At 52.3% G+C, this 18,762-nt stretch carries 15 protein-coding genes; 13 read left to right on the forward strand and 2 right to left on the reverse strand.

Annotated features, from left to right (window positions below; all coding sequences use genetic code 11):
• The first annotated feature begins 573 nt into the window (after nucleotides 1-573).
• The 7 genes from purM (at nucleotide 574) to ilvA (ending at nucleotide 11,466) form a co-directional block, all read left to right on the forward strand.
• A complete protein-coding gene (gene purM / locus GC101_RS27150) occupies nucleotides 574-1,614 on the forward strand; it encodes a phosphoribosylformylglycinamidine cyclo-ligase (RefSeq protein ID WP_171719871.1) in 1,041 nt (346 codons plus the stop codon).
• Nucleotides 1,614-2,228 (forward strand): phosphoribosylglycinamide formyltransferase, encoded by a 615-nt coding sequence (gene purN / locus GC101_RS27155; protein ID WP_171719872.1) that lies wholly within the window; start codon nucleotides 1,614-1,616, stop codon nucleotides 2,226-2,228. Before purM ends, purN begins: the two co-directional genes overlap by 1 nt.
• Nucleotides 2,229-2,703: 475 nt before the next feature.
• Nucleotides 2,704-4,251: a bifunctional phosphoribosylaminoimidazolecarboxamide formyltransferase/IMP cyclohydrolase gene (gene purH / locus GC101_RS27160; protein WP_171719873.1), complete on the forward strand. Its 1,548-nt coding sequence runs from the start codon at nucleotides 2,704-2,706 to the stop codon at nucleotides 4,249-4,251.
• Nucleotides 4,252-4,274: 23 nt separating this feature from the next.
• Nucleotides 4,275-5,540 (forward strand): phosphoribosylamine--glycine ligase, encoded by a 1,266-nt coding sequence (gene purD, locus GC101_RS27165; protein ID WP_171719874.1) that lies wholly within the window; start codon nucleotides 4,275-4,277, stop codon nucleotides 5,538-5,540.
• A 383-nt stretch (nucleotides 5,541-5,923) separates the two neighbouring features.
• Nucleotides 5,924-7,270 carry an SEC-C metal-binding domain-containing protein gene (locus GC101_RS27170; protein WP_246354535.1) on the forward strand — a complete coding sequence of 449 codons (1,347 nt, stop codon included), beginning with the start codon at nucleotides 5,924-5,926 and terminating at the stop codon, nucleotides 7,268-7,270.
• A 327-nt stretch (nucleotides 7,271-7,597) separates the two neighbouring features.
• Nucleotides 7,598-9,679: a methyl-accepting chemotaxis protein gene (locus GC101_RS27175; RefSeq protein WP_171719876.1), complete on the forward strand. Its 2,082-nt coding sequence runs from the start codon at nucleotides 7,598-7,600 to the stop codon at nucleotides 9,677-9,679.
• 524 nt (nucleotides 9,680-10,203) lie between these two features.
• Nucleotides 10,204-11,466, forward strand: a complete 1,263-nt coding sequence (gene ilvA / locus GC101_RS27180) for a threonine ammonia-lyase IlvA (RefSeq protein ID WP_171719877.1) — start codon at nucleotides 10,204-10,206, stop codon at nucleotides 11,464-11,466.
• 97 nt (nucleotides 11,467-11,563) lie between these two features.
• Here the strand turns inward: ilvA and GC101_RS27185 are convergent, their stop codons facing one another.
• The gene (locus GC101_RS27185; protein ID WP_171719878.1) at nucleotides 11,564-12,523 is read right to left on the reverse strand and encodes a hypothetical protein; all 960 of its coding nucleotides are present in this window, start codon (nucleotides 12,521-12,523) and stop codon (nucleotides 11,564-11,566) included.
• A gap of 41 nt (nucleotides 12,524-12,564) precedes the next feature.
• A complete protein-coding gene (locus tag GC101_RS27190; RefSeq protein WP_042133420.1) occupies nucleotides 12,565-13,227 on the reverse strand; it encodes a DUF1129 family protein in 663 nt (220 codons plus the stop codon).
• Between the two features lie 223 nt (nucleotides 13,228-13,450).
• On the opposite strand from GC101_RS27190, the gene GC101_RS27195 reads away from it, so the two are divergent.
• From GC101_RS27195 to GC101_RS27220, 6 genes are all read left to right on the forward strand, one after another.
• Entirely contained in the window at nucleotides 13,451-13,651 is a 201-nt protein-coding gene (locus tag GC101_RS27195) for a hypothetical protein (protein ID WP_042133422.1), read from the forward strand.
• A 191-nt stretch (nucleotides 13,652-13,842) separates the two neighbouring features.
• Nucleotides 13,843-14,673 (forward strand): alpha/beta hydrolase family protein, encoded by an 831-nt coding sequence (locus tag GC101_RS27200; RefSeq protein ID WP_039298286.1) that lies wholly within the window; start codon nucleotides 13,843-13,845, stop codon nucleotides 14,671-14,673.
• An 85-nt stretch (nucleotides 14,674-14,758) separates the two neighbouring features.
• Nucleotides 14,759-15,535, forward strand: a complete 777-nt coding sequence (locus GC101_RS27205) for a DODA-type extradiol aromatic ring-opening family dioxygenase (protein ID WP_171719879.1) — start codon at nucleotides 14,759-14,761, stop codon at nucleotides 15,533-15,535.
• 147 nt (nucleotides 15,536-15,682) lie between these two features.
• Nucleotides 15,683-16,786, forward strand: coding sequence for a DUF3048 domain-containing protein (locus GC101_RS27210; protein ID WP_171719880.1), 1,104 nt, complete (start codon nucleotides 15,683-15,685; stop codon nucleotides 16,784-16,786).
• A gap of 204 nt (nucleotides 16,787-16,990) precedes the next feature.
• A complete protein-coding gene (locus tag GC101_RS27215) occupies nucleotides 16,991-17,608 on the forward strand; it encodes a DUF47 domain-containing protein (RefSeq protein ID WP_039298293.1) in 618 nt (205 codons plus the stop codon).
• 13 nt (nucleotides 17,609-17,621) lie between these two features.
• Entirely contained in the window at nucleotides 17,622-18,611 is a 990-nt protein-coding gene (locus GC101_RS27220) for an inorganic phosphate transporter (protein ID WP_171719881.1), read from the forward strand.
• Nucleotides 18,612-18,762: the final 151 nt, after the last annotated feature.

Below are 18,762 nucleotides of genomic sequence, written 5' to 3' on the forward strand. Positions count from 1 at the left end.
CGCTAGAGGCTCCCGCCCCCGTCCTGTTTGCTAACGCAAAGTCGGGGGGCCTGTCGCCTAAGGATGCGCACGGCTTCGCCCCGTGGGCCTGAGGGCTCCAGAACCTGTCCTGTTTGCTGCCGCAAATCCGGAGGTTCTGTCGCTCCAAGGTACGCACGGCTTCGCCCCATGCGCTAGAGTGCTCACGCCCCCGTCCTGTTTGCTAACGCAAAGTCGGGGGGCCTGTCGCCTAAGGATGCGCACGGCTTCGCCCCGTGCGCTTGGAGGCGCTGGGCTTCGCCCACAGCGCCGAAACATTGCTGCTGTGCAAGGCGCGAAATTTCGGCTTGCGGCACGGGTTTGAACCCCGGTGGTTGGAGTCATGAAGAGGAATTTTGGAACTGTAGGAGCGATAGCGTTCGCCTTTATATTTGGATTTCTACCGCTGGACAGCGGTTCAAATCAGGAAATCCAAATATAACAGCGGCCGGAAGTCCAAATATTCTTCGTAATGACGACTATAACCACCAAAAGATTCATTTCCCTGCCGCCCCGAACCCGCGCTCTAAACTAACTTAAATGAGGTGTCCAAAAGTGTCGGAAGCTTATAAAAACGCCGGAGTGGATATTGCGGCTGGCAATGAAGCGGTAGAACGCATGAAGAAGCATGTGAAGCGCACCTACCGTCCTGAAGTGATGACGGAGCTGGGCGGATTCGGCGCACTGTTTGGCCTGAATAAGGACAAATATGAAGAGCCTGTTCTCGTATCGGGAACGGACGGCGTGGGCACGAAGCTCAAAATCGCGTTCGCAGCGGACCGCCACGACACGATTGGCATCGATGCCGTAGCCATGTGTGTGAATGACATCGTAGTGCAGGGCGCAGAGCCGCTGTTCTTCCTCGACTATCTGGCCTGCGACAAGGTAGTGCCGGAGAAGATTGAGGCGATCGTTGCCGGAATCGCCGAAGGCTGCCACCAGGCAGGCTGCGCATTAATTGGCGGAGAAACGGCCGAGATGCCCGGCATGTATTCGGCCGGTGAGTACGACATCGCCGGATTTACGGTAGGGGTTGCCGACAAAGCGAAGCTGGTAACCGGCGCAGACATTGCAGCGGGAGACACGGTAATTGGCCTGGCTTCCAGCGGTATCCACAGCAACGGGTTCTCGCTGGTGCGCAAGCTTTTGCTGGAGGAAGACGGCTACGGACTGAATGATGTAGTGCCTGAACTCGGCGCTCCGCTCGTGGATGTACTGCTGGCTCCAACCAGAATCTATGTGAAGCCGCTGCTGGCCCTGCTGGAACAGCTTCCGGTTAAAGGCATGGCTCACATTACAGGAGGCGGGTTCATCGAGAATATCCCGCGCGTGCTGCCTGAGAATGTGAATGTAGAGATTAACTACGGCTCCTGGCCGATTCAGCCGGTCTTCGGCTTGATGCAGAGCAAGGGCAATGTAAGCAACCGCGATATGTTCACCACTTTTAATATGGGGATCGGCCTTGTACTGGTAGTGGCTGAAGCCGACGGAGAACGTGCGCTGGAGCTGCTGAAAGCGAGCGGAGAAGAAGCTTACCTTATCGGGACTGTAACAGAAGGTGAACGCAAGGTTACCTTTACAGGAGCTGAAGTCTGATGGAGTGGAGCCGGATCGCTGTATTTGCCTCGGGGCAGGGCAGCAATTTCGCCGCACTGGTTCAGGCGCAGCAGGAGGGGAAGCTCGGCGGAGGCAGCATAGAGCTGCTGGTCTCGGACAAGCCGGAAGCGCCTGTGGCACAGCGGGCGGAGGAAGCGGGAATTCCCGCCCTCCTGCTGCGGCCGAAGGACTTCGCGGGCCGTGAGCTGTATGAGGCGGCAATTGTTGCCGAGCTGCAGCGCCGGGACATCGGACTGATCGTGTTGGCCGGATACATGCGTCTGATCTCACCTGTGCTGCTTGAGCCTTACGCCGGGCGGATCATCAACATCCATCCGTCGCTTTTGCCGGCCTTTGCAGGTAAGGATGCGATTGGCCAGGCGCTGGATTATGGCGTGAAGCTGACGGGAGTGACGGTGCATTTTGTCGACGGAGGCATGGATACCGGACCGGTTATTGCCCAGCGCAGCGTTGAGGTGAAGCCGGGAGACACAGCCGATTCACTTGCAGAACGTATCCACCAGGTAGAGTACGGAATGTATCCTGAAGTGGTTGCTGCTTTTGCCGCCGGGAAAGTGGAATTGAACGGAAGAATAACGACAATCGGCGAATAATAGCAGATGCCATACCAGCCGGATCTGACACACCATTAATATTTCAGGCAGGTGCGGCTGATTCTGATATTTCTCGGGAAATATTGCACAAAGTCTGCAAGATGTCGGATTGGCTGACTGAGCAGTTTGAAATTGCCGGAATTACGGGTTTGCTGACATGCCGGTTGATGTCGATATAGCAGTTGGATTTACACCACTTAATTTGTCTGAATACCAGCGACCGCGGAACGTAACTGGATAAAGTACAACTAATTCTGGCGTTGGTAGGCTCAAAGGCGCATATGGCATCATTTAGATGGACAATTTCCAACTAATTTCTATCCGGCTGATAACCAGCCGAAATTAAATGACGTAAATCCACTTATTTTATAAACATTATAAACTCAAGTATAAGCATGGGCTAACCGGCGACAATGATCCTGCGATCATTAGCCACAACCTAATCTAGCGTGAATCCAGAGGAGGACTATTCAAAGTGAGTATCAAAAGAGCGCTGGTCAGCGTATCGGACAAACAGGGCATCGTGGATTTTTGCCGCGAGTTGTCTGCACTAGGCGTAGAAATTATCTCCACAGGCGGCACCAGCACACTTCTGGCTAAAGAAGGCGTTCCGGTCATCGGGATTTCCGATGTGACAGGCTTCCCCGAAATTATGGACGGACGCGTCAAAACGCTGCATCCTGCTGTACACAGCGGCCTCCTTGCGGTTCGTGATAACGAAGAGCACACACGGCAGATGACCGAGCTTGGACTCGACTACATCGACCTGGTGGTAGTAAATCTGTATCCGTTCGCGGAAACTATTGCCAAGCCGGATGTGTCGTATGAGGAAGCTATCGAGAACATCGATATCGGAGGACCTACGATGCTGCGTTCGGCGTCGAAGAACCATGCTTTTGTCAGTGTGGTAGTGGACGCGGCGGATTATGCTACAGTGCTTGAGGAAGTGCGTGCAAATGGAGATACCACCCTTGCAACCCGCAAACGTCTTGCGGCCAAAGTCTTCCGCCACACGGCGGCTTACGATGCCCTGATTGCTGATTATCTGGCGAATGTAACCGGTGAACCGCTGCCGGAACGCTATACGGTCACTTACGAGAAAATCCAGGATCTGCGTTACGGGGAGAACCCGCATCAGAAGGCTGCGTTCTACCGCAAGCCGCTGGCTGCGCAGGATACACTCACCGCTGCTGAGCAATTGCACGGCAAGGAGCTGTCCTATAACAACATCAACGATGCGAATGCCGCGCTCCAGATTGTTAAAGAGTTCGAAGAACCGGCTGTTGTGGCTGTGAAGCATATGAATCCTTGCGGCGTAGGCGTGGGTGCGAGTGTATATGAGGCTTATCAAAAAGCGTACAATGCCGATCCAACCTCCATCTTCGGCGGAATTGTTGCGGCGAACCGGATCATTGATGAAGACACGGCTAATATGCTGAAGGATATTTTCCTTGAGATCGTGCTGGCTCCGGGCTTCACGGAAGAAGCACTGGAAATCCTGACGAAGAAAAAGAATATCCGCCTGCTCAAGCTGGGCAACCTCAGCACGGCGGCTTCCCGTAAAACCAGCTTTGTTGTAACCTCCATTGAAGGCGGGATGGTAGTGCAGGAAAGTGACGTGCATTCCGTGAATCCGGAGGAGCTGCAGGTCGTAACTGACCGCAAGCCAACGGAAGAAGAGCTGAAGCAGCTGCTCTTTAGCTGGAAGGTGGTTAAGCATGTGAAGTCGAACGCGATCGTGCTGGCGGCTGATAATATGACCGTAGGCGTAGGTGCCGGACAGATGAACCGTGTCGGCGCGGCCAAGATTGCGATCGAGCAGGCCGGAGAGAAATCCAAAGGCGCTGTACTGGCGTCAGATGCCTTCTTCCCGATGGGCGACACCCTGGAGATGGCTGCCAAGGCTGGTATTACGGCAGTTATCCAGCCGGGCGGCTCGATTAAGGACGAGGAATCCATTAAGGTTGCTAATGAATACGGCATTGCCATGGTCTTCACCGGCGTTCGCCATTTCAAACACTAGAACGCTGGGAGGGTTTCATACTAATGGATATTTTAGTGGTCGGCGGCGGCGGCCGGGAGCATGCGATCATCTGGAGCTTAACCCGCAGCCCCAAGGCCGGTAAAATCTACTGCGCACCCGGCAATGCCGGAATCGCGCAGCTTGCGGAATGTGTGCCGATCGGCGTATTCGAATTCGATAAGCTGACTGCTTTTGCCAAGGAACGGGAGATTGGTCTGGTCGTGATCGGACCGGATGATCCGCTGGCAGCGGGGATCGTCGATGCATTCGAAGCGCAGGATATTCCTGTATTCGGCCCGCGGAAGAATGCGGCGGAAATCGAGGGCAGCAAGACCTTCATGAAGGATCTGCTCCATAAATACAGCATCCCGACAGCCGCGTATGAGAAGTTCAGCGATTACGGGACTGCACTTGCCTATCTGCGTACTCAGGAACTGCCGATTGTAATCAAAGCGGACGGACTGGCTGCAGGCAAAGGTGTGACCGTGGCGTATTCCCGTGAGGAAGCGGAGGCGGCTCTGCAGGATATTATGGTGGCTAAGGTGTTCGGCGAAGCCGGCGCACAGGTCGTGATTGAGGAGTTTCTTGCCGGGCAGGAAATGTCGATTCTGGCCTTTGTGGATGGCGAAACAGTGCGTCCGATGGCGGCTGCACAGGACCATAAGCCGGTATTCGACGGCGATAAAGGACCTAATACGGGAGGCATGGGGACATACTCCCCGCTTCCGCATATCGATGAGTCTATTATCCGCGAAGCGGTGGAGACCATCATCGAGCCGACAGCCAAAGCCATGGTGGCTGAGGGACGTCCCTTCAGCGGCGTGCTGTTCGCAGGGCTCATGATCTCGCCGGACGGCAGACCGAAGACGATAGAATTCAATGCCCGCTTCGGTGATCCCGAGACGCAGGTTGTTCTTCCCCGGCTGAAAAGTGATCTGCTGGAGATCTTTCTGGCTGTTACAGAAGGCAGACTGGCGGATATCCAGATTGAGTGGAGCGATGAGGCGGCAGTCTGCGTGGTCCTGGCTTCGGAAGGTTATCCCGGTCCTTATCCGAAGGGTGTGCCGATCAGCGGCCTTGAAGCGGATACGGACGGACTCGTCTTCCATGCGGGAACTGCACGCGGTGAGGATGGCAGCTGGGTAACCAGCGGCGGCCGGGTGCTTGGAGTTGTAGGCATGGGGCCTACGATTGCCGAAGCGCGTGCAGCAGCATATGCCAGTGCCGGAAAGATCACCTTCCCGGGCAAACAGTGCCGGAGTGACATCGCTATGAAGGCTCTGATCTGAGGATAAAGCACTGTATTTCAGCCAGATAAGAGTGCCTATGCTTTGGGGCCAATGCAAATTACCCGTATACTCATCGAAGCTAAAGCCCCACTTTGCGGGGTTAGTTTATGCTATTAGTCCCAAAAAAAGGACTGACAAGTAGTAGGAGAAGTGCTATAATACAACTCGTACGGGGGAAAATGTGCGGATATATACAGATAAAGGGTCTTTCCTTTCATGGAAAGGCCTTTTTTAAAATTTAGGGATTTATATTTTTGAACTGTCCTTAACAGGACGGCCAAGCCGTTTCCACTTGCTGAATGTTCAGGGGATATAGAAAACCCCATGCCGGGAAATGATACTTAAATAATAAGTACAATAACAGCGATGCCGTTTTTTTACGGATGCTTAGTTACAGATTTAAGGGGGAATTGTTTTTGAGTAAGGTCGGAAGAAATGACTTATGCCCATGCGGAAGCGGGAAAAAATATAAGAAGTGCTGCTTGGATAAAGAAACGTCAGCGGTCGAATCCATACTGCGGCTGGTAACGACGGAGGATGCGGCAGCACAAGAGGCTGTATTCAGCGAATCCGTACAGGAACAGTCAGCAGCGGAGGCCGCGGTACGTACCGAGAGTAAGCTTACACTGCCCAAGCTGAAAAAGATGGTCGCACGCGAACTGAAATGGGAGCATCCGGCCCATGAACAGCTGGCGCTGCAGCTCATTGAGAGCATGAGAAATCAATACGACCGGGAACTGATTCTGGAAGCCCTGGTGCTGTGGAATGGCTTCTCCCGGCAGACCAAACCTGCGGTAAAGAAAGCCGGCTCGTTCTGCGCGGCCATCGAATATCTGCTGTCAGAGGAATACGGCTTCATGCTGTCGCAGACGGATCTTGCCGATAAATACGAAGTTACGGCAGCCACCATCTCCCGTAAAGTCAAAGAATTATATAATTATGTCGAAGAATACGGAATGGGCGGAGAAGCTGATGAGCTGATCGCGCTGAATGGTCCGGGCACTCCACAGGAGAAGGCCCAAGCCCTTCTGTACAAAGCGGTAGAGGCCACTTCTGCGAAACGCCGTGTTCAGCTGGCGGAGACGGCACTGGAGATTTATCCGGACAGTCCGGATGCCTATCTTATCCTGGCCGAGGAATCGGAGAATGAGCATGAGGCGCGTAAATTCCTCAAAGCGGGAATCGCAGCTGGCAGACGTGAACTGGGCGAGCTTTATTTTACCAAGAACAAAGGGTATTTCTGGGGGCTTACGGAGACCCGTCCTTATATCCGTATCTGTCAAAGCTATGCGGAATCCTGCTGGTTTGGCGGGAAGGCAGAGGAAGCAGCGGAGATTCTGGAGCATATTCTTGAGCTTAACCCGGATGACAATACCGGTGCACGCTATCTTTTGGCCGCTGTCTACTTGTACAGCAACCAGTTGAAGGAAGCGGAGCGGGTGATCAAGAACTACGGGGAAGACGATGCGGTGGCAGCTTTTGCCTATGACCGGATTGTGCTGGAGTTCAAGAAGAACGGAATTACCTCGCAGCTCAAGATGCTGTATCGTGTTGCGCGCGGAGTGAACAAGCATGTGCCTGATTATCTGCTGGGCGTAAAGCGCTTGCCGCATAATCTCCCGGATTTTGTCGGAATGGGCGATTCCAATGAAGCCATTGAATATGTCATTATGCATTCGCGTTTGTGGGCAAGCATGCCGGATCTGCTCAAATGGATGCTGAAACAATAGAATATAGATGATCTATATATGATCTGAACATGAAATATCTGACACAGTCCTCCGGGGCTGTGTTTTTTTGTAGATAACCTGACATGGATTAAGCCTCCGACCTACATTATCCAAAAAAACTAGTAAAACAAGCCTATTTTCAAATGAAAATGTTTGTTTAATGCTGTGTTTTTCTGAAAATACCTGACATGGTCACACTTATTTCACAGCTCGAAGTAAAACGTTAAAGGGATAAAGAGTTTTTTTGCAGAAATAAGTCGAAAAGACAGGGAGCATTCGAGTGAGAGTATTGCCTGAGCCTATTTACATTTGAAGGTGGGGAGTCCTATGGCACAGAAGAAGAGCAAGAAAGGTAAGGCGCTGCTGACATCATCTTTAAGCAATATGGGGATTCGCGCCAAGCTGTTTTTGTCGGTGATTATCTCTGTAGTTGCTATTTTTGTTATTGTATCCGTAGTGATTTACAGCAATGCCAAGCAGATTATAATCGATGGCCTGAACAATTCACTGACCTATGAGAAAGGAGAGATAAGCGTTAAGGTCAACGAGCTGCTGCAGCCCGCTTCGGACAGTGTAGAGCTTCTGAATGCCAACGCCTATATCCGTGACTATATCGCCAGTGTAAGTGATCCGGAAACAGCGAAGACCATCAGCGGGTACAGTGAACTGATCCGCACCCTGAATCTGGTCAAGAACAACAATAAGAACCTGCTGAATGTGTATATAGGTCTGGATGCTGCGAACAAGGTGATTACGCAGGATGAGTTCGAGCCGCCGGCGGACTTCGTGCTGAAGGAGCGGGGCTGGTATGCCAATACAGCCAAGAATAAGCGTGTTACGGTTACGGACCCCTATATTGATGCCGGCTCCGGCAAAATGGTCGTCAGCGTCAGCGCACCGATTCTCGACGATGCCGGCAAGCTGATCGGTGTCGCGGGTGCGGATATCTCCACGGAGCAGATTACCCAGGCGCTGAGCGCTTTTAATTACAATGGCAGCGGGTATGCCGTACTGATTGATAAGACAGGAACCTTCATCTACCATCCGGATACAGACAATATTCTGCTGAAGAAAATGTCCGATCTTGGCGAAGACTGGAAAGCTGTCGGGGATAAGATGGTACAGTGGGGCTCGAATGTGATAAAGACGGATATTGACGGAGAGGCCAGTTATGTGTCGTATTCGCCGGCTGTAGAGAATCAGTGGTCCGTGGCGCTGATTGTGCCGGAGAAAAAAGCGGAGCAGGAATTGAAGAAATTCGAGCTCATCTTTATTCTCTCGATTATTGCTTCGATTGTAGTGATGTCCGTGCTGTTGTACTTTGTCTCCAATAGTATATTGAAGCAGATTCCTATCCTTACAGCTGCCTTCCGAAAAGCGATGTCCGGCGACCTGTCGGTAAGAGCGAAGGTTACCGCCAAAGGGGAAATCGGCGTACTGGCAGAGGGCTTCAACGATATGATCTCCTCACAGCAGTCGCTGATTCAGGAAATCATGCGCAGCTCGCAGAGCATCTCTGGCGCAGTGGAGAATACGGAGAAGAATGTGTTCGTGCTCGACGGCAGCATCACCGATATTTCGGGGATTACGGAAGAGCTGTCAGCAGGTATGCAACAGACGGCGGCTTCGATGGAGGAAATGAATGCCAGCACGATCGAATTCGAGCATGCCATTAACGGTATCGCCCGCAAAGCCCAAGAGGGTGCAGATGCGGCCCGGGAAATTAATGTGCGGGCGGATAAGCTGAAAGAGGGAGCATTTGAGTCACGCAGGCAGGCGGATCATATCTACGGACAGAGTGAAGAAAAGCTGCGCATGGCGCTTGAGCAGTCGAAGTCGATCTCGCAGATAGGTGCGCTCACAGGAGCGATTCTGGAAATTGCCGCCCAGACCAATCTGCTGTCGCTGAACGCTTCCATTGAGGCTGCGAGGGCCGGGGATGCGGGCAGAGGCTTCGCCGTTGTGGCGGAGGAAATCCGCAAGCTGGCTGATAACTCGCGGGAGACGGTGACCGAAATCCAGGGAGTTACTGAAGCGGTAGTCCAGGCGGTATCCAATCTGGTCGAGGGTGCGGAGAGCATGCTGCGCTTCATGGACCGGCAGGTGCTGAAGGATTACGATGCGATGCAGGAGACGGGTGAGCGGTACAGCGAAGATGCCAAGTATATTGATGAGCTGGTAACGGACTTCAGTGCCACCTCCGAAGAGCTGCTGGCTTCCATTCAGAGCATGCTGACTGCGATCAGCGAGACGGGCAGTGCAACGAATGAAGGCGCAGAAGGGGCCGGGGTCATCGCCGTCCAGGCGGAGCAGATCATCGGCAAGTCCGGCAGCATCGTTGCCGAGATGGAAGAGATTAAGATTAGCTCGGCTCAGCTGCTGCAGACGGTATCGCGGTTTAAGGTCTAGGTATAGCAAGCTAGGGGACAGTCCTGCTGATGTATGGCAGGGCTGTTTGCTTGTTGCGTTTGGAAAGTAAGCATAGGCGCATAGGCGGGGTGTTTGGAGTGCGATATGAGGAAATGAGGTTATGAGTGTAGGACGCCGTGACCGGATTACGGTATATGCCTAGGAGTGTCTTCCGGTGGGTTTAATTGCACTTTGTACAACTAAAACGTCTGATTTTCCACCTATTATCCGTTTAGTTGTATTTCGTGCAACTAAAAAGCACTATGTAGACGGTTCTTGCCCATTCGGGCAGATTTAGTTGTACAGAATACAGTTATAAGAGGCAAGCCTCCCTTTTCGCTGTTTTTAATTGCACATTATACAACTATATAAGATGAACTTAAGAATGGAGGAGTGGAGTAGCTTGATTCCACCGGCAGTGGATGCTGTATTGTGTGACGAGGACAAGGGTTGAAAAAATGTCTCTGGAAGAGTATGTTACAAGAAGCGAAACGATAAGAAAGAGACAGTGAGGCGAGGAAAAGATGAGAGAAGGCGAAAACCGGATCGTAGGAATGGAAGATATTGTACGCGCACATCATGTGCTGCGGGAGGTTATCGTCCGTACGCCGCTGCAGCTGGATGCGGTACTGTCAGCTAAATACGGCTGTAATGTGTATTTGAAACGCGAAGATTTGCAGATTGTACGCTCCTTCAAGATCCGCGGGGCCTACAATATGATCCGCAGTCTGTCCGACGAGGACAGAGCCAAGGGAATCGTCTGTGCAAGTGCGGGTAACCACGCCCAGGGTGTGGCGTATTCCTGTAAGGCACTGGGAATCAAAGGCAAAATCTTTATGCCGAGCACTACACCTAATCAGAAGATTAAGCAGGTCCGGCGTTTTGGCGGCGAATTCGTTGAAGTGATTCTGAAGGGGGATACCTTCGACGATGCTTACGATGAAGCGCTGCAGGCTTGTATAGACTATAGCATGACGCTGATTCACCCGTTTGATGAGCCGCGCATTATCGCTGGCAATGGTACGATTGCGATGGAGATTATGGAGAGCCTGGACAAGCCGGCTGACTTTGTATTTGTTACGATTGGCGGAGGCGGCCTGGCGGCAGGTGTAGCCACCTATGTGAAGACCGTGAGCCCGGCGACTAAGGTGATCGGTGTGGAGCCTACCGGAGCAGCTTCCATGAGCGAGGCCATGGAGTGCGGTGAGGTGATCACCCTGAAGGAAATCAATAAGTTTGTTGACGGTGCGGCGGTGAAACGTGTCGGCGGCTTGACCTTCGACATCTGCTCGAAGCTCCTGGATGATGTAGTCAAAGTGCCGGAAGGCAAGGCTTGTACAACCATTCTGGAGCTGTATAACGAGAATGCGATTGTTGTGGAGCCTGCAGGCTCGCTTCCGATTGCTGCGCTGGACATGTACCGGGATCAGATCCGCGGCAAAAGCGTGGTCTGCATCGTCAGCGGCGGCAATAATGATATCGACCGGATGCAGGAGATCAAGGAGCGTTCACTGATCTATGAAGGCCTGAAGCATTATTTCATGGTTAATTTTCCGCAGCGCGCGGGTGCCCTGCGTGAATTCCTGACTGAGGTAGTCGGACCCGACGATGACATTACCCGGTTCGAATACACGAAGAAGAACGAGAAGGAGAACGGCCCGGCACTGGTGGGCATTGAGCTGATGTCTACAGATGCCTACGCCCCGCTGATTGAGCGGATGCAGCAGAAGGGCGTGGATTACGTAGAGATCAACAAGGATGTCAATTTATTCAGCATGCTGATCTAATATAATCGTTGTCAGCGGCAATAGCCGTTTATATGGATATGAAGAAGACCCGCCCGGGTTTAACCCGGGCGGGTCTTCTTTCATAGCGATACGCTTATCAGGACTGGGGCACCTCTGTCTTCAGATACTGCTCTGCGTCATCATCCAAGAGATAGCCGTTGCTCTTCATCAGCTTCATGAAGCCGTCGAGCTTCTGCAGGAACGGGCTGGTGCTGCTGTTTTTGGCCAGGATGCTGCTGTAGGCTTTCTGTGCCTCCAGATCCATTTCCAGATTATCGTAATGGAAGAGCGGCGTGTTGTTCTGGCCATAGAATGTATTCACTGCGTACATGTTATAAAGTGTCTTGACTGCTGATAGACGGTTGGATTTGGGGTAGGTCTGAATGAACTGCTCCTGGGTTAGTGCGCGGGAAGCGACATCCCCCCAGGCGATCACAAGCCCGTTATCCTTGGAAGGGGGCAGATCCGACTCGGTCGCCATTATTGAAATATAATCACGGATATCCTCCGTCACGTACAGTTTATATTTGCGGTAAGCGGCATAATCAATCACCGGGAAAAAAGTGCCTTCGGCCGTCTCCAGCTTATAGCCGCTCTCTCCCGCGCTTTTCAGCAGCGCACGCAGTGAAGCATTCTCCGTACTCTCGGCCAGCTTCACCATGCTGACTCCCGCTTTATAGACGGAGATGAGCTTCCGCTGTACTTCACTGCTGCTGAATTTCTTCTCCCAGGAAGGCAGGAGCGATTTGTGCAGGTTCTCCAGCTTCAGCGTCAGAACGGTCGCCTGATAAGGAGTGACAGCATACAGATTGGTATTCATATAAGTAATAGCACCCGGCAGGTTGCCTGAGGAGAACAGCGGCAGCGCAGCCCTGTAGACAGCCTCAGCATGGCTGAGGACGGCCGCACCGGTAACACCCGCCTTAGTGCTGGCAGCCGCCTCAGACGTGCTTGTGCCGCGGCCCGCGCTGCTCTCAGCACGGGCAGGAGCGGAGCTTGCTGCCTCCAGCCCCATGAGCAGAGCAATAGCGGCGGTTAGAACGACGTGCTTCTTCATACAAGTCTCCTCCTGTGTGGAATAAAAGTTGAATATATTCTCTATGATTTGAAAAATATTAATTTCAGTCCAAGACCACCGGCTGCGGCAAGAACCAGACTGACCCAAGGCGCAATCCGGATGACCGGAAACAGATTATCGAGGAACATCCCGGCAAATACGGCCGCAATCGCGATTCCGACATAGAGTCCCAGGCCTTTGATGTCAAAAGCCTTGGGCTTCGGGCTATCGTCCTCAGACAACGAGGCCATCCATTTCATAATAAGCTCAATCAGAACAATCGAGCCGATACCTACTATGATAAGGGTGAAAATACTGATCTGGCCGAAGATTTCATCCGGACCTCCGCTCCATTGCATGATCAGTCCGGCAGCGCCCATCACTCCGAACAGAATGGTCAGGGCGGACAAAGAGATCATCAGGGAGTTCTTCAGCTTGCTGCGCGGAGAGCGCGGGGGGCTGCTGTTCATCACATCTTTGAAATAGTCTCCGGGGTTCTCGCCGAAGATTTGCTTGGCATTCCGGCCTTTGGCCTGCCCCTTCAGCAGCAGTTCAGCCGCCTCCAGCAGCAGCTCCTCCGCACGGACAGAGTCTACCGAGCTGGCCCGCATGGCGAGAATCATATCTTCAAAAAAAGAGCGGTTAAATGGCGTCATCTGCTCACGCAGCAGGTTGTTTTGCTTAATCATAGCTTTAACTTTCATAGTATGGACGTATACCTCCAAGGTGGATTGATCAGGTTAGCCTTTAACCTAGAGTATACGTTTGTGCAGCAGTGGTGTGCAAGGACAACCCTTGCAGGCGGATAAGAAGTTCCGCTTCTGTGTAACTTTTCTTTCGGCAATCCCTGAATAATCCGTTTGGAAGAGTGAACACTGAAGAGGTGGTTGCTTCACCAAATATAGCTAGAGGAAGGCAGGGAGCGTTATGAAACAGGAGAACAAACAGGAACCCGGCAAATTTGTGGGCGACGGCTTCGCGCCTGCACCTGCTAATGAAGTGGGGGATTGGGGCAATTCTGACGGCTTCAGTCTTTGGGATGCTGCGGGCGTGACACCGGAGAACGGACTTGAAGACTGGGAAGGCCGGCAGGAGACCCATGATATGTTTCACGACAGCTATGACTGAGTGAAGCTCAAGCTTGACCCACGGCCTCTTTTGCTCCTGCGGGAGCGGAAGGGGCTCTTTTCAGGAAATCCGGAGGACTATGGTTATTGACAAGAAATTAAGGAGAATCGTATAATAAAGATATAAATCATACTAAATTAATCGGAATAATTATAATTTGGAATAAATCAGCTTTCAGGGAGGGCGCAGCAATGGAACGGAATATTATCATCCGGCATAATGGAGAGGAACTGACAGCGAGCATACACTATCCATCCGCAGACAAGGCAGGCACCGGACGGTGCAAGAACCGCGTGCCGCTTGCAGTGATCTGCCACGGCTTCGTGGGCAGCCGGATTGGTGTAGACCGGATCTTCGTTAAGGCAGCCCGTGAGCTGGCGCAGGATGGCTATATGGTTATCCGCTTTGACTACGTAGGCTGCGGGGAGAGCAGCGGTAATTACGGGAGCGAAGATATGGAGTCGATGATCAGCCAGACCCGGGCGGTGCTGGATTACGGCATCAGCTCGGCCGATGTGGACCCGCAGCGTGTGACGCTGATCGGACATAGTCTGGGCGGTGCAGTAGCGCTGCTGACCGGTGTCCGTGACCGGCGGGTGAAGAACCTGGTGCTGTGGTCTGCGGTCGGCTATCCGTTCAATGATATCGTAAAGATTGTCGGAAGGGAAGCCTATGACCGGTCGGTGAAGAGCGGCTCGGCCGATTATTCCGGCTATTCGTTCACCCCGGTGTACTTCAACTCACTGGCAGCGTTCCAGCCGTTCCAGGAGGCCGGGAAATTCAGCGGTGATGTGCTGGTCATCCACGGAACCTCCGATGATGTTATACCCGTTGACTATGCCTTCCTCTACCAGAAGCTGTTCTGGACACGTCCTGAAGGCCGCTGCGACAAGGAGATTATTTTCCAGGGCGACCATACCTTCTCGTCAGGTCCGGCACAGGAGCAGGTGCTTAAGCGCACCAGGGAATGGATGAATCAGCAGGAGCATCTGCAGGAGGAATGGCAGAACTGGATGATATAGGAGAAGTCCCATGCGTGCAATACGTAAGAATAAGCGGTAAAATAAAAGGGCAGACCATATACTGGGTTATGGAGGTTGGCACCCTATGAAATTACCGGCATTCTTTATTGCGCACGGCTCTCCGCTGCTGGCTCTTGAGGATAACGAATACACACGTTTCCTGGAGCGGCTGGGTTCTGATCTGGGGAAGCCCCGCGGCATTGTAGTTTTCTCGGCACACTGGGACAGTCCCCAGCAGCTGATTACAGTGGACGCACAGCATGAAACGCAGCATGATTTCTATGGTTTTCCGGAAGAGATGTATAAGCTGGCCTACCCGGCCCCGGGCGATCCCGCCTTAAGCAGCAGGGTTTCCGCACTCTTCAAGGATAGCAATCTTTGTCATCAGCCTATACTCGGCCGGGGCCTTGACCATGGGGTCTGGGTTATTCTGAAGAAAATGTTCCCGCAGGCCGACATTCCCGTAGTAGCCTTATCCGTCGATTCGATGCGTTCTCCCGAAGAGCAGTACAATATCGGACGGATGCTGGCCCCGCTGCGCGATGAAGGAATCCTCCTGATCGGAAGCGGAGGACTGGTCCACAATCTCAGGCTGCTGAAGCAGGATGATCAGCCCGAGCCTTGGGCGCTCGACTTCGATGCCTGGATCGCTGAGCGGCTCGAAGCATGGGATCTGGCTTCACTTTTTGCTTTTGAGAAGCAGGCTCCGCATGTGCGGGAGGCCGTTCCCACCTACGGGAAGGAACATTTCGTACCGCTCTTCTATGTAATGGGTACAGCCGATGAGGGCAGACGGGCGCAGTTAATGATTCAGGCCTATCAATACGGTACTCTAAGCTTAAACTGCTGGATGGTCGACTAATATACTAATAAATGCAGGATACAGCCGCTTTAATGGCTGTATCCTTTTTTGTATGCAGAATTTCCGGTGTGCTCAAGACAAACTCTGCCAGCTATGATTAAATGAAAGAAAGCTTACTGACAAAACTTTAGGAGGAACAACAAGTTTATGACGATAAACCGGTCTTCAGCCCGCCCTATATCTGTCTTCGTCCTGGCTGCCGCCCTGCTCTCCGCCTGCGGGACAGAGAATGCAGTAACGGTTCCAGTGCCGACTACAGTAGCAGCTACTGCTGAACCCCAGCCGACAGAAGCTGCGCAGCCCACTCCGACAATAGCGCCTGCAGCGGGAATAGTCTCCGGATTAACGGGGCTTCCGGCTACGGACGGAACGCTGCCCCGGCCGCTCGCAGTCATGATCAATAATGCCCCGGCCGCCCGGCCGCAATCCGGAGTCAGCGAAGCGGATATCCTCTACGAAGTACTGGCGGAGGGCGGAATTACCCGCCTGATCGGAATCTTCCAGAGTCATACCGGGGTGGTGAAGATCGGCCCGATCCGCAGTATCCGTCCTTATCTGCTCGACATTGGCGAGAGCTACGGCGGTGTAACTGTGCATGCGGGAGGCAGTCCGGCGGCTTACGCCATTCTGCAGAAGCAGAAGAAGGAGGACATGGACGAGATCGGACGTGCAGGTGCCTACTTCTGGCGGGACAAGGAGCGTAAAGCCCCGCATAATCTGTACAGCAATGCCGCCAAGCTGCGGGAAGGTGCGGAGAAGCTGGGATTTGCCGAGAGCGTGGAGGTTCCCGGTTTGCTTTTCACAGATCCGGATTATGCGCCTACTGAGGGAGAGCCCGCGCTGGAATTCAATGTAAGCTTCCTGCTGAAGAGCTATACGGTGGGGTATAAATATAATGCTGAGCAGCGAACCTATGTCCGCTGGGTGAACGGCAAACCGCATCTGGATTTGAACAATAACAGTCCGGTGGCAGCGGCGAACGTAATCGTAATGGGCTCTGACCATAAGGTGCTCGATGATGTCGGCAGGCTGCAGGTGGATGTGGAGCTGGGCGGGGAAGCGCTGCTGTTTCAGCGCGGAGTAGCGATTCCCGGCAAATGGTCGCGCAGGCCCGGGGACATCATCCGGTTCGTGAAAGAAGACGGCAAGGAAGCGCTAATGTACCCCGGCATAACGCATATTCTGATTGTACCTAACAGCCCATCCTTCGGCAGCCATGTCGATTATGCGCTGGCACCTAGTCCCACCTGATAAGCGCCGGATAATTAACCGTTTATATGATTATTTTCGCAATTACAGGGAATTGTTATTATAGTGTAAAAAAGTTCGGTTTTTTACTTCTATCCATTCTATTGATATGATAAGATAACAAGGGTTGTCATTCATTTTCATGCTGTTTACATTTGGGTGGCTTCACGTTTTCACGGCAATTTTATGTAAAGGGGTTTAAAGCTAATGAAGTTGAGAAAAAAGGATATATTCTTTGAGACGCTGGAAAACATGGCCGATACCATTGTTCAGGCGGCAGATTACTTCGCTCAGAATATTTCAACTCTCCAGGACAATGTTGAGAATTTCGCCGGGGTGATGAAGAAATACGAATCCCAGTGCGATACCTACACGCACACCGTCATCAAGGAACTGAACAAAACTTTTATTACGCCGCTGGAACGTGATGACATCATGGACCTGATCACAAGCATGGATGATGTTATTGATGGTCTGGAGGCTTCTGCCTCGCGTTTCTATATGTATAACCTGCTGGATGCGGATGAGTATATCGTCCAGTTCGCGGAAATTCTGCGTCAAAGTGCGTATGAAATCCAAAAAGCGGTTCATTTGCTCTCCCAGAAGAAGCTGCTGGCGATCCGTGAATACACGATCCGTCTGAATGATCTGGAAAACCAAGGCGATGAAGTGCTTCGTATCTGTACGAAGGCCCTGTTCGAAACTGTAAAAGACCCGATTGAGCTGATTAAGCGCAAAGAATTGTACGAGCGGTTGGAGACGACCACGGATAAATGTGAAGACGTAGCCAACATGCTGGAATCGATCATCATGCGCAATTCATAAGGGGCTCTGAAATATGGATACATCTATATATATACTAGGTTTTGTTATATTTCTTGCGCTGGCGTTTGACTTTATCAACGGTTTCCATGATACGGCCAACGCAATCGCTACCTCGGTCTCTACACGCGCGCTGAAGCCGCGTACAGCCATTATGATGGCAGCAAGCATGAACTTTATCGGTGCGCTGATGTTTGAAGGCGTAGCGAAGAAGATCGGCGGCAGCATTGCTGACCCGGCACTCCTGGATAACGGGATAGATATTCTTATTGCGACGCTCATTGCGGCGATTATCTGGAATCTGGTAACCTGGTGGCTCGGGATTCCATCATCGTCCTCCCACGCGCTTATCGGAGCTTTGGCCGGAGCGGTATATGTAGGTGCAGGTTCGGAGAATGTGAAATGGCATGGGTTCATTGAGATTGTGGAGGGGCTGATCTTCTCCCCGCTGATCGCTTTTGCCATCGGTTATGTTGTGATGATGATTCTAAAGTGGATCTTTGCCAAGCGCAGTCCGCATACCGTGAACAAGGGTTTCCGTTCCATGCAGATTATTACGGCGGCGCTCCAATCCTTCACACATGGTACGAATGACGCCCAGAAGGCGATGGGGATTATCACCTTTGCCCTCGTTACGTCGGGACGGCTCGAAACTATGCATGTACCACTCTGGGTTAAGATTGCAGCGGCAACATCCATGGCGCTCGGAACGTCCATCGGCGGCTGGAAGATCATTAAGACTATGGGCACCAAAATTTTCAAAATTGAGCCGATTAACGGCTTCGCAGCAGATATTTCGGCCGCATCCGTTATCTTCTCAGCTACACTGCTTCATCTGCCGGTAAGTACGACACATGCCATTACCTCTGCGATCCTCGGGGTAGGCTCAGCCAAACGCTTCTCCGCCGTGAAATGGGGAGTAGCCGGACGTATCGTGGTGACCTGGTTTATTACCATTCCGATCAGCGCAGTGCTGGCGGGAGTAATCTTCAAAATCTTTTTCTAGATTTGAATTGAATAGATTGCCCGTACAAGATGTCGCGGAAGCCATGAATGGCTGCGGACATCTTTTTTTGTGTTTCCAGCTTTTCTTGAGTTTGCGGGGAGTATTTTAATTTTTCAAGAGAGGAATGTCACAATAAGTTACAGCAAACTGA

The sequence above is a fragment of the Paenibacillus phytohabitans genome (genome assembly GCF_013141775.1).
In the GTDB taxonomy this organism is placed as follows: domain Bacteria; phylum Bacillota; class Bacilli; order Paenibacillales; family Paenibacillaceae; genus Paenibacillus_AQ; species Paenibacillus_AQ phytohabitans.

What these genes read in the sequence shown, in the direction of transcription:
- purN (WP_171719872.1), top strand. Translation starts at nt 1,614, where the DNA reads ATGGAGTGGAGCCGGATCGCTGTATTTGCCTCGGGGCAGGGCAGCAAT.
- purD (WP_171719874.1), top strand. Translation starts at nt 4,275, where the DNA reads ATGGATATTTTAGTGGTCGGCGGCGGCGGCCGGGAGCATGCGATCATC.
- GC101_RS27170 (WP_246354535.1), top strand. Translation starts at nt 5,924, where the DNA reads ATGCTTAGTTACAGATTTAAGGGGGAATTGTTTTTGAGTAAGGTCGGA.
- GC101_RS27175 (WP_171719876.1), top strand. Translation starts at nt 7,598, where the DNA reads ATGGCACAGAAGAAGAGCAAGAAAGGTAAGGCGCTGCTGACATCATCT.
- ilvA (WP_171719877.1), top strand. Translation starts at nt 10,204, where the DNA reads ATGAGAGAAGGCGAAAACCGGATCGTAGGAATGGAAGATATTGTACGC.
- GC101_RS27185 (WP_171719878.1), bottom strand. Translation starts at nt 12,523, where the DNA reads ATGAAGAAGCACGTCGTTCTAACCGCCGCTATTGCTCTGCTCATGGGG.
- GC101_RS27190 (WP_042133420.1), bottom strand. Translation starts at nt 13,227, where the DNA reads ATGAAAGTTAAAGCTATGATTAAGCAAAACAACCTGCTGCGTGAGCAG.
- GC101_RS27195 (WP_042133422.1), top strand. Translation starts at nt 13,451, where the DNA reads ATGAAACAGGAGAACAAACAGGAACCCGGCAAATTTGTGGGCGACGGC.
- GC101_RS27200 (WP_039298286.1), top strand. Translation starts at nt 13,843, where the DNA reads ATGGAACGGAATATTATCATCCGGCATAATGGAGAGGAACTGACAGCG.
- GC101_RS27205 (WP_171719879.1), top strand. Translation starts at nt 14,759, where the DNA reads ATGAAATTACCGGCATTCTTTATTGCGCACGGCTCTCCGCTGCTGGCT.
- GC101_RS27210 (WP_171719880.1), top strand. Translation starts at nt 15,683, where the DNA reads ATGACGATAAACCGGTCTTCAGCCCGCCCTATATCTGTCTTCGTCCTG.
- GC101_RS27215 (WP_039298293.1), top strand. Translation starts at nt 16,991, where the DNA reads ATGAAGTTGAGAAAAAAGGATATATTCTTTGAGACGCTGGAAAACATG.
- GC101_RS27220 (WP_171719881.1), top strand. Translation starts at nt 17,622, where the DNA reads ATGGATACATCTATATATATACTAGGTTTTGTTATATTTCTTGCGCTG.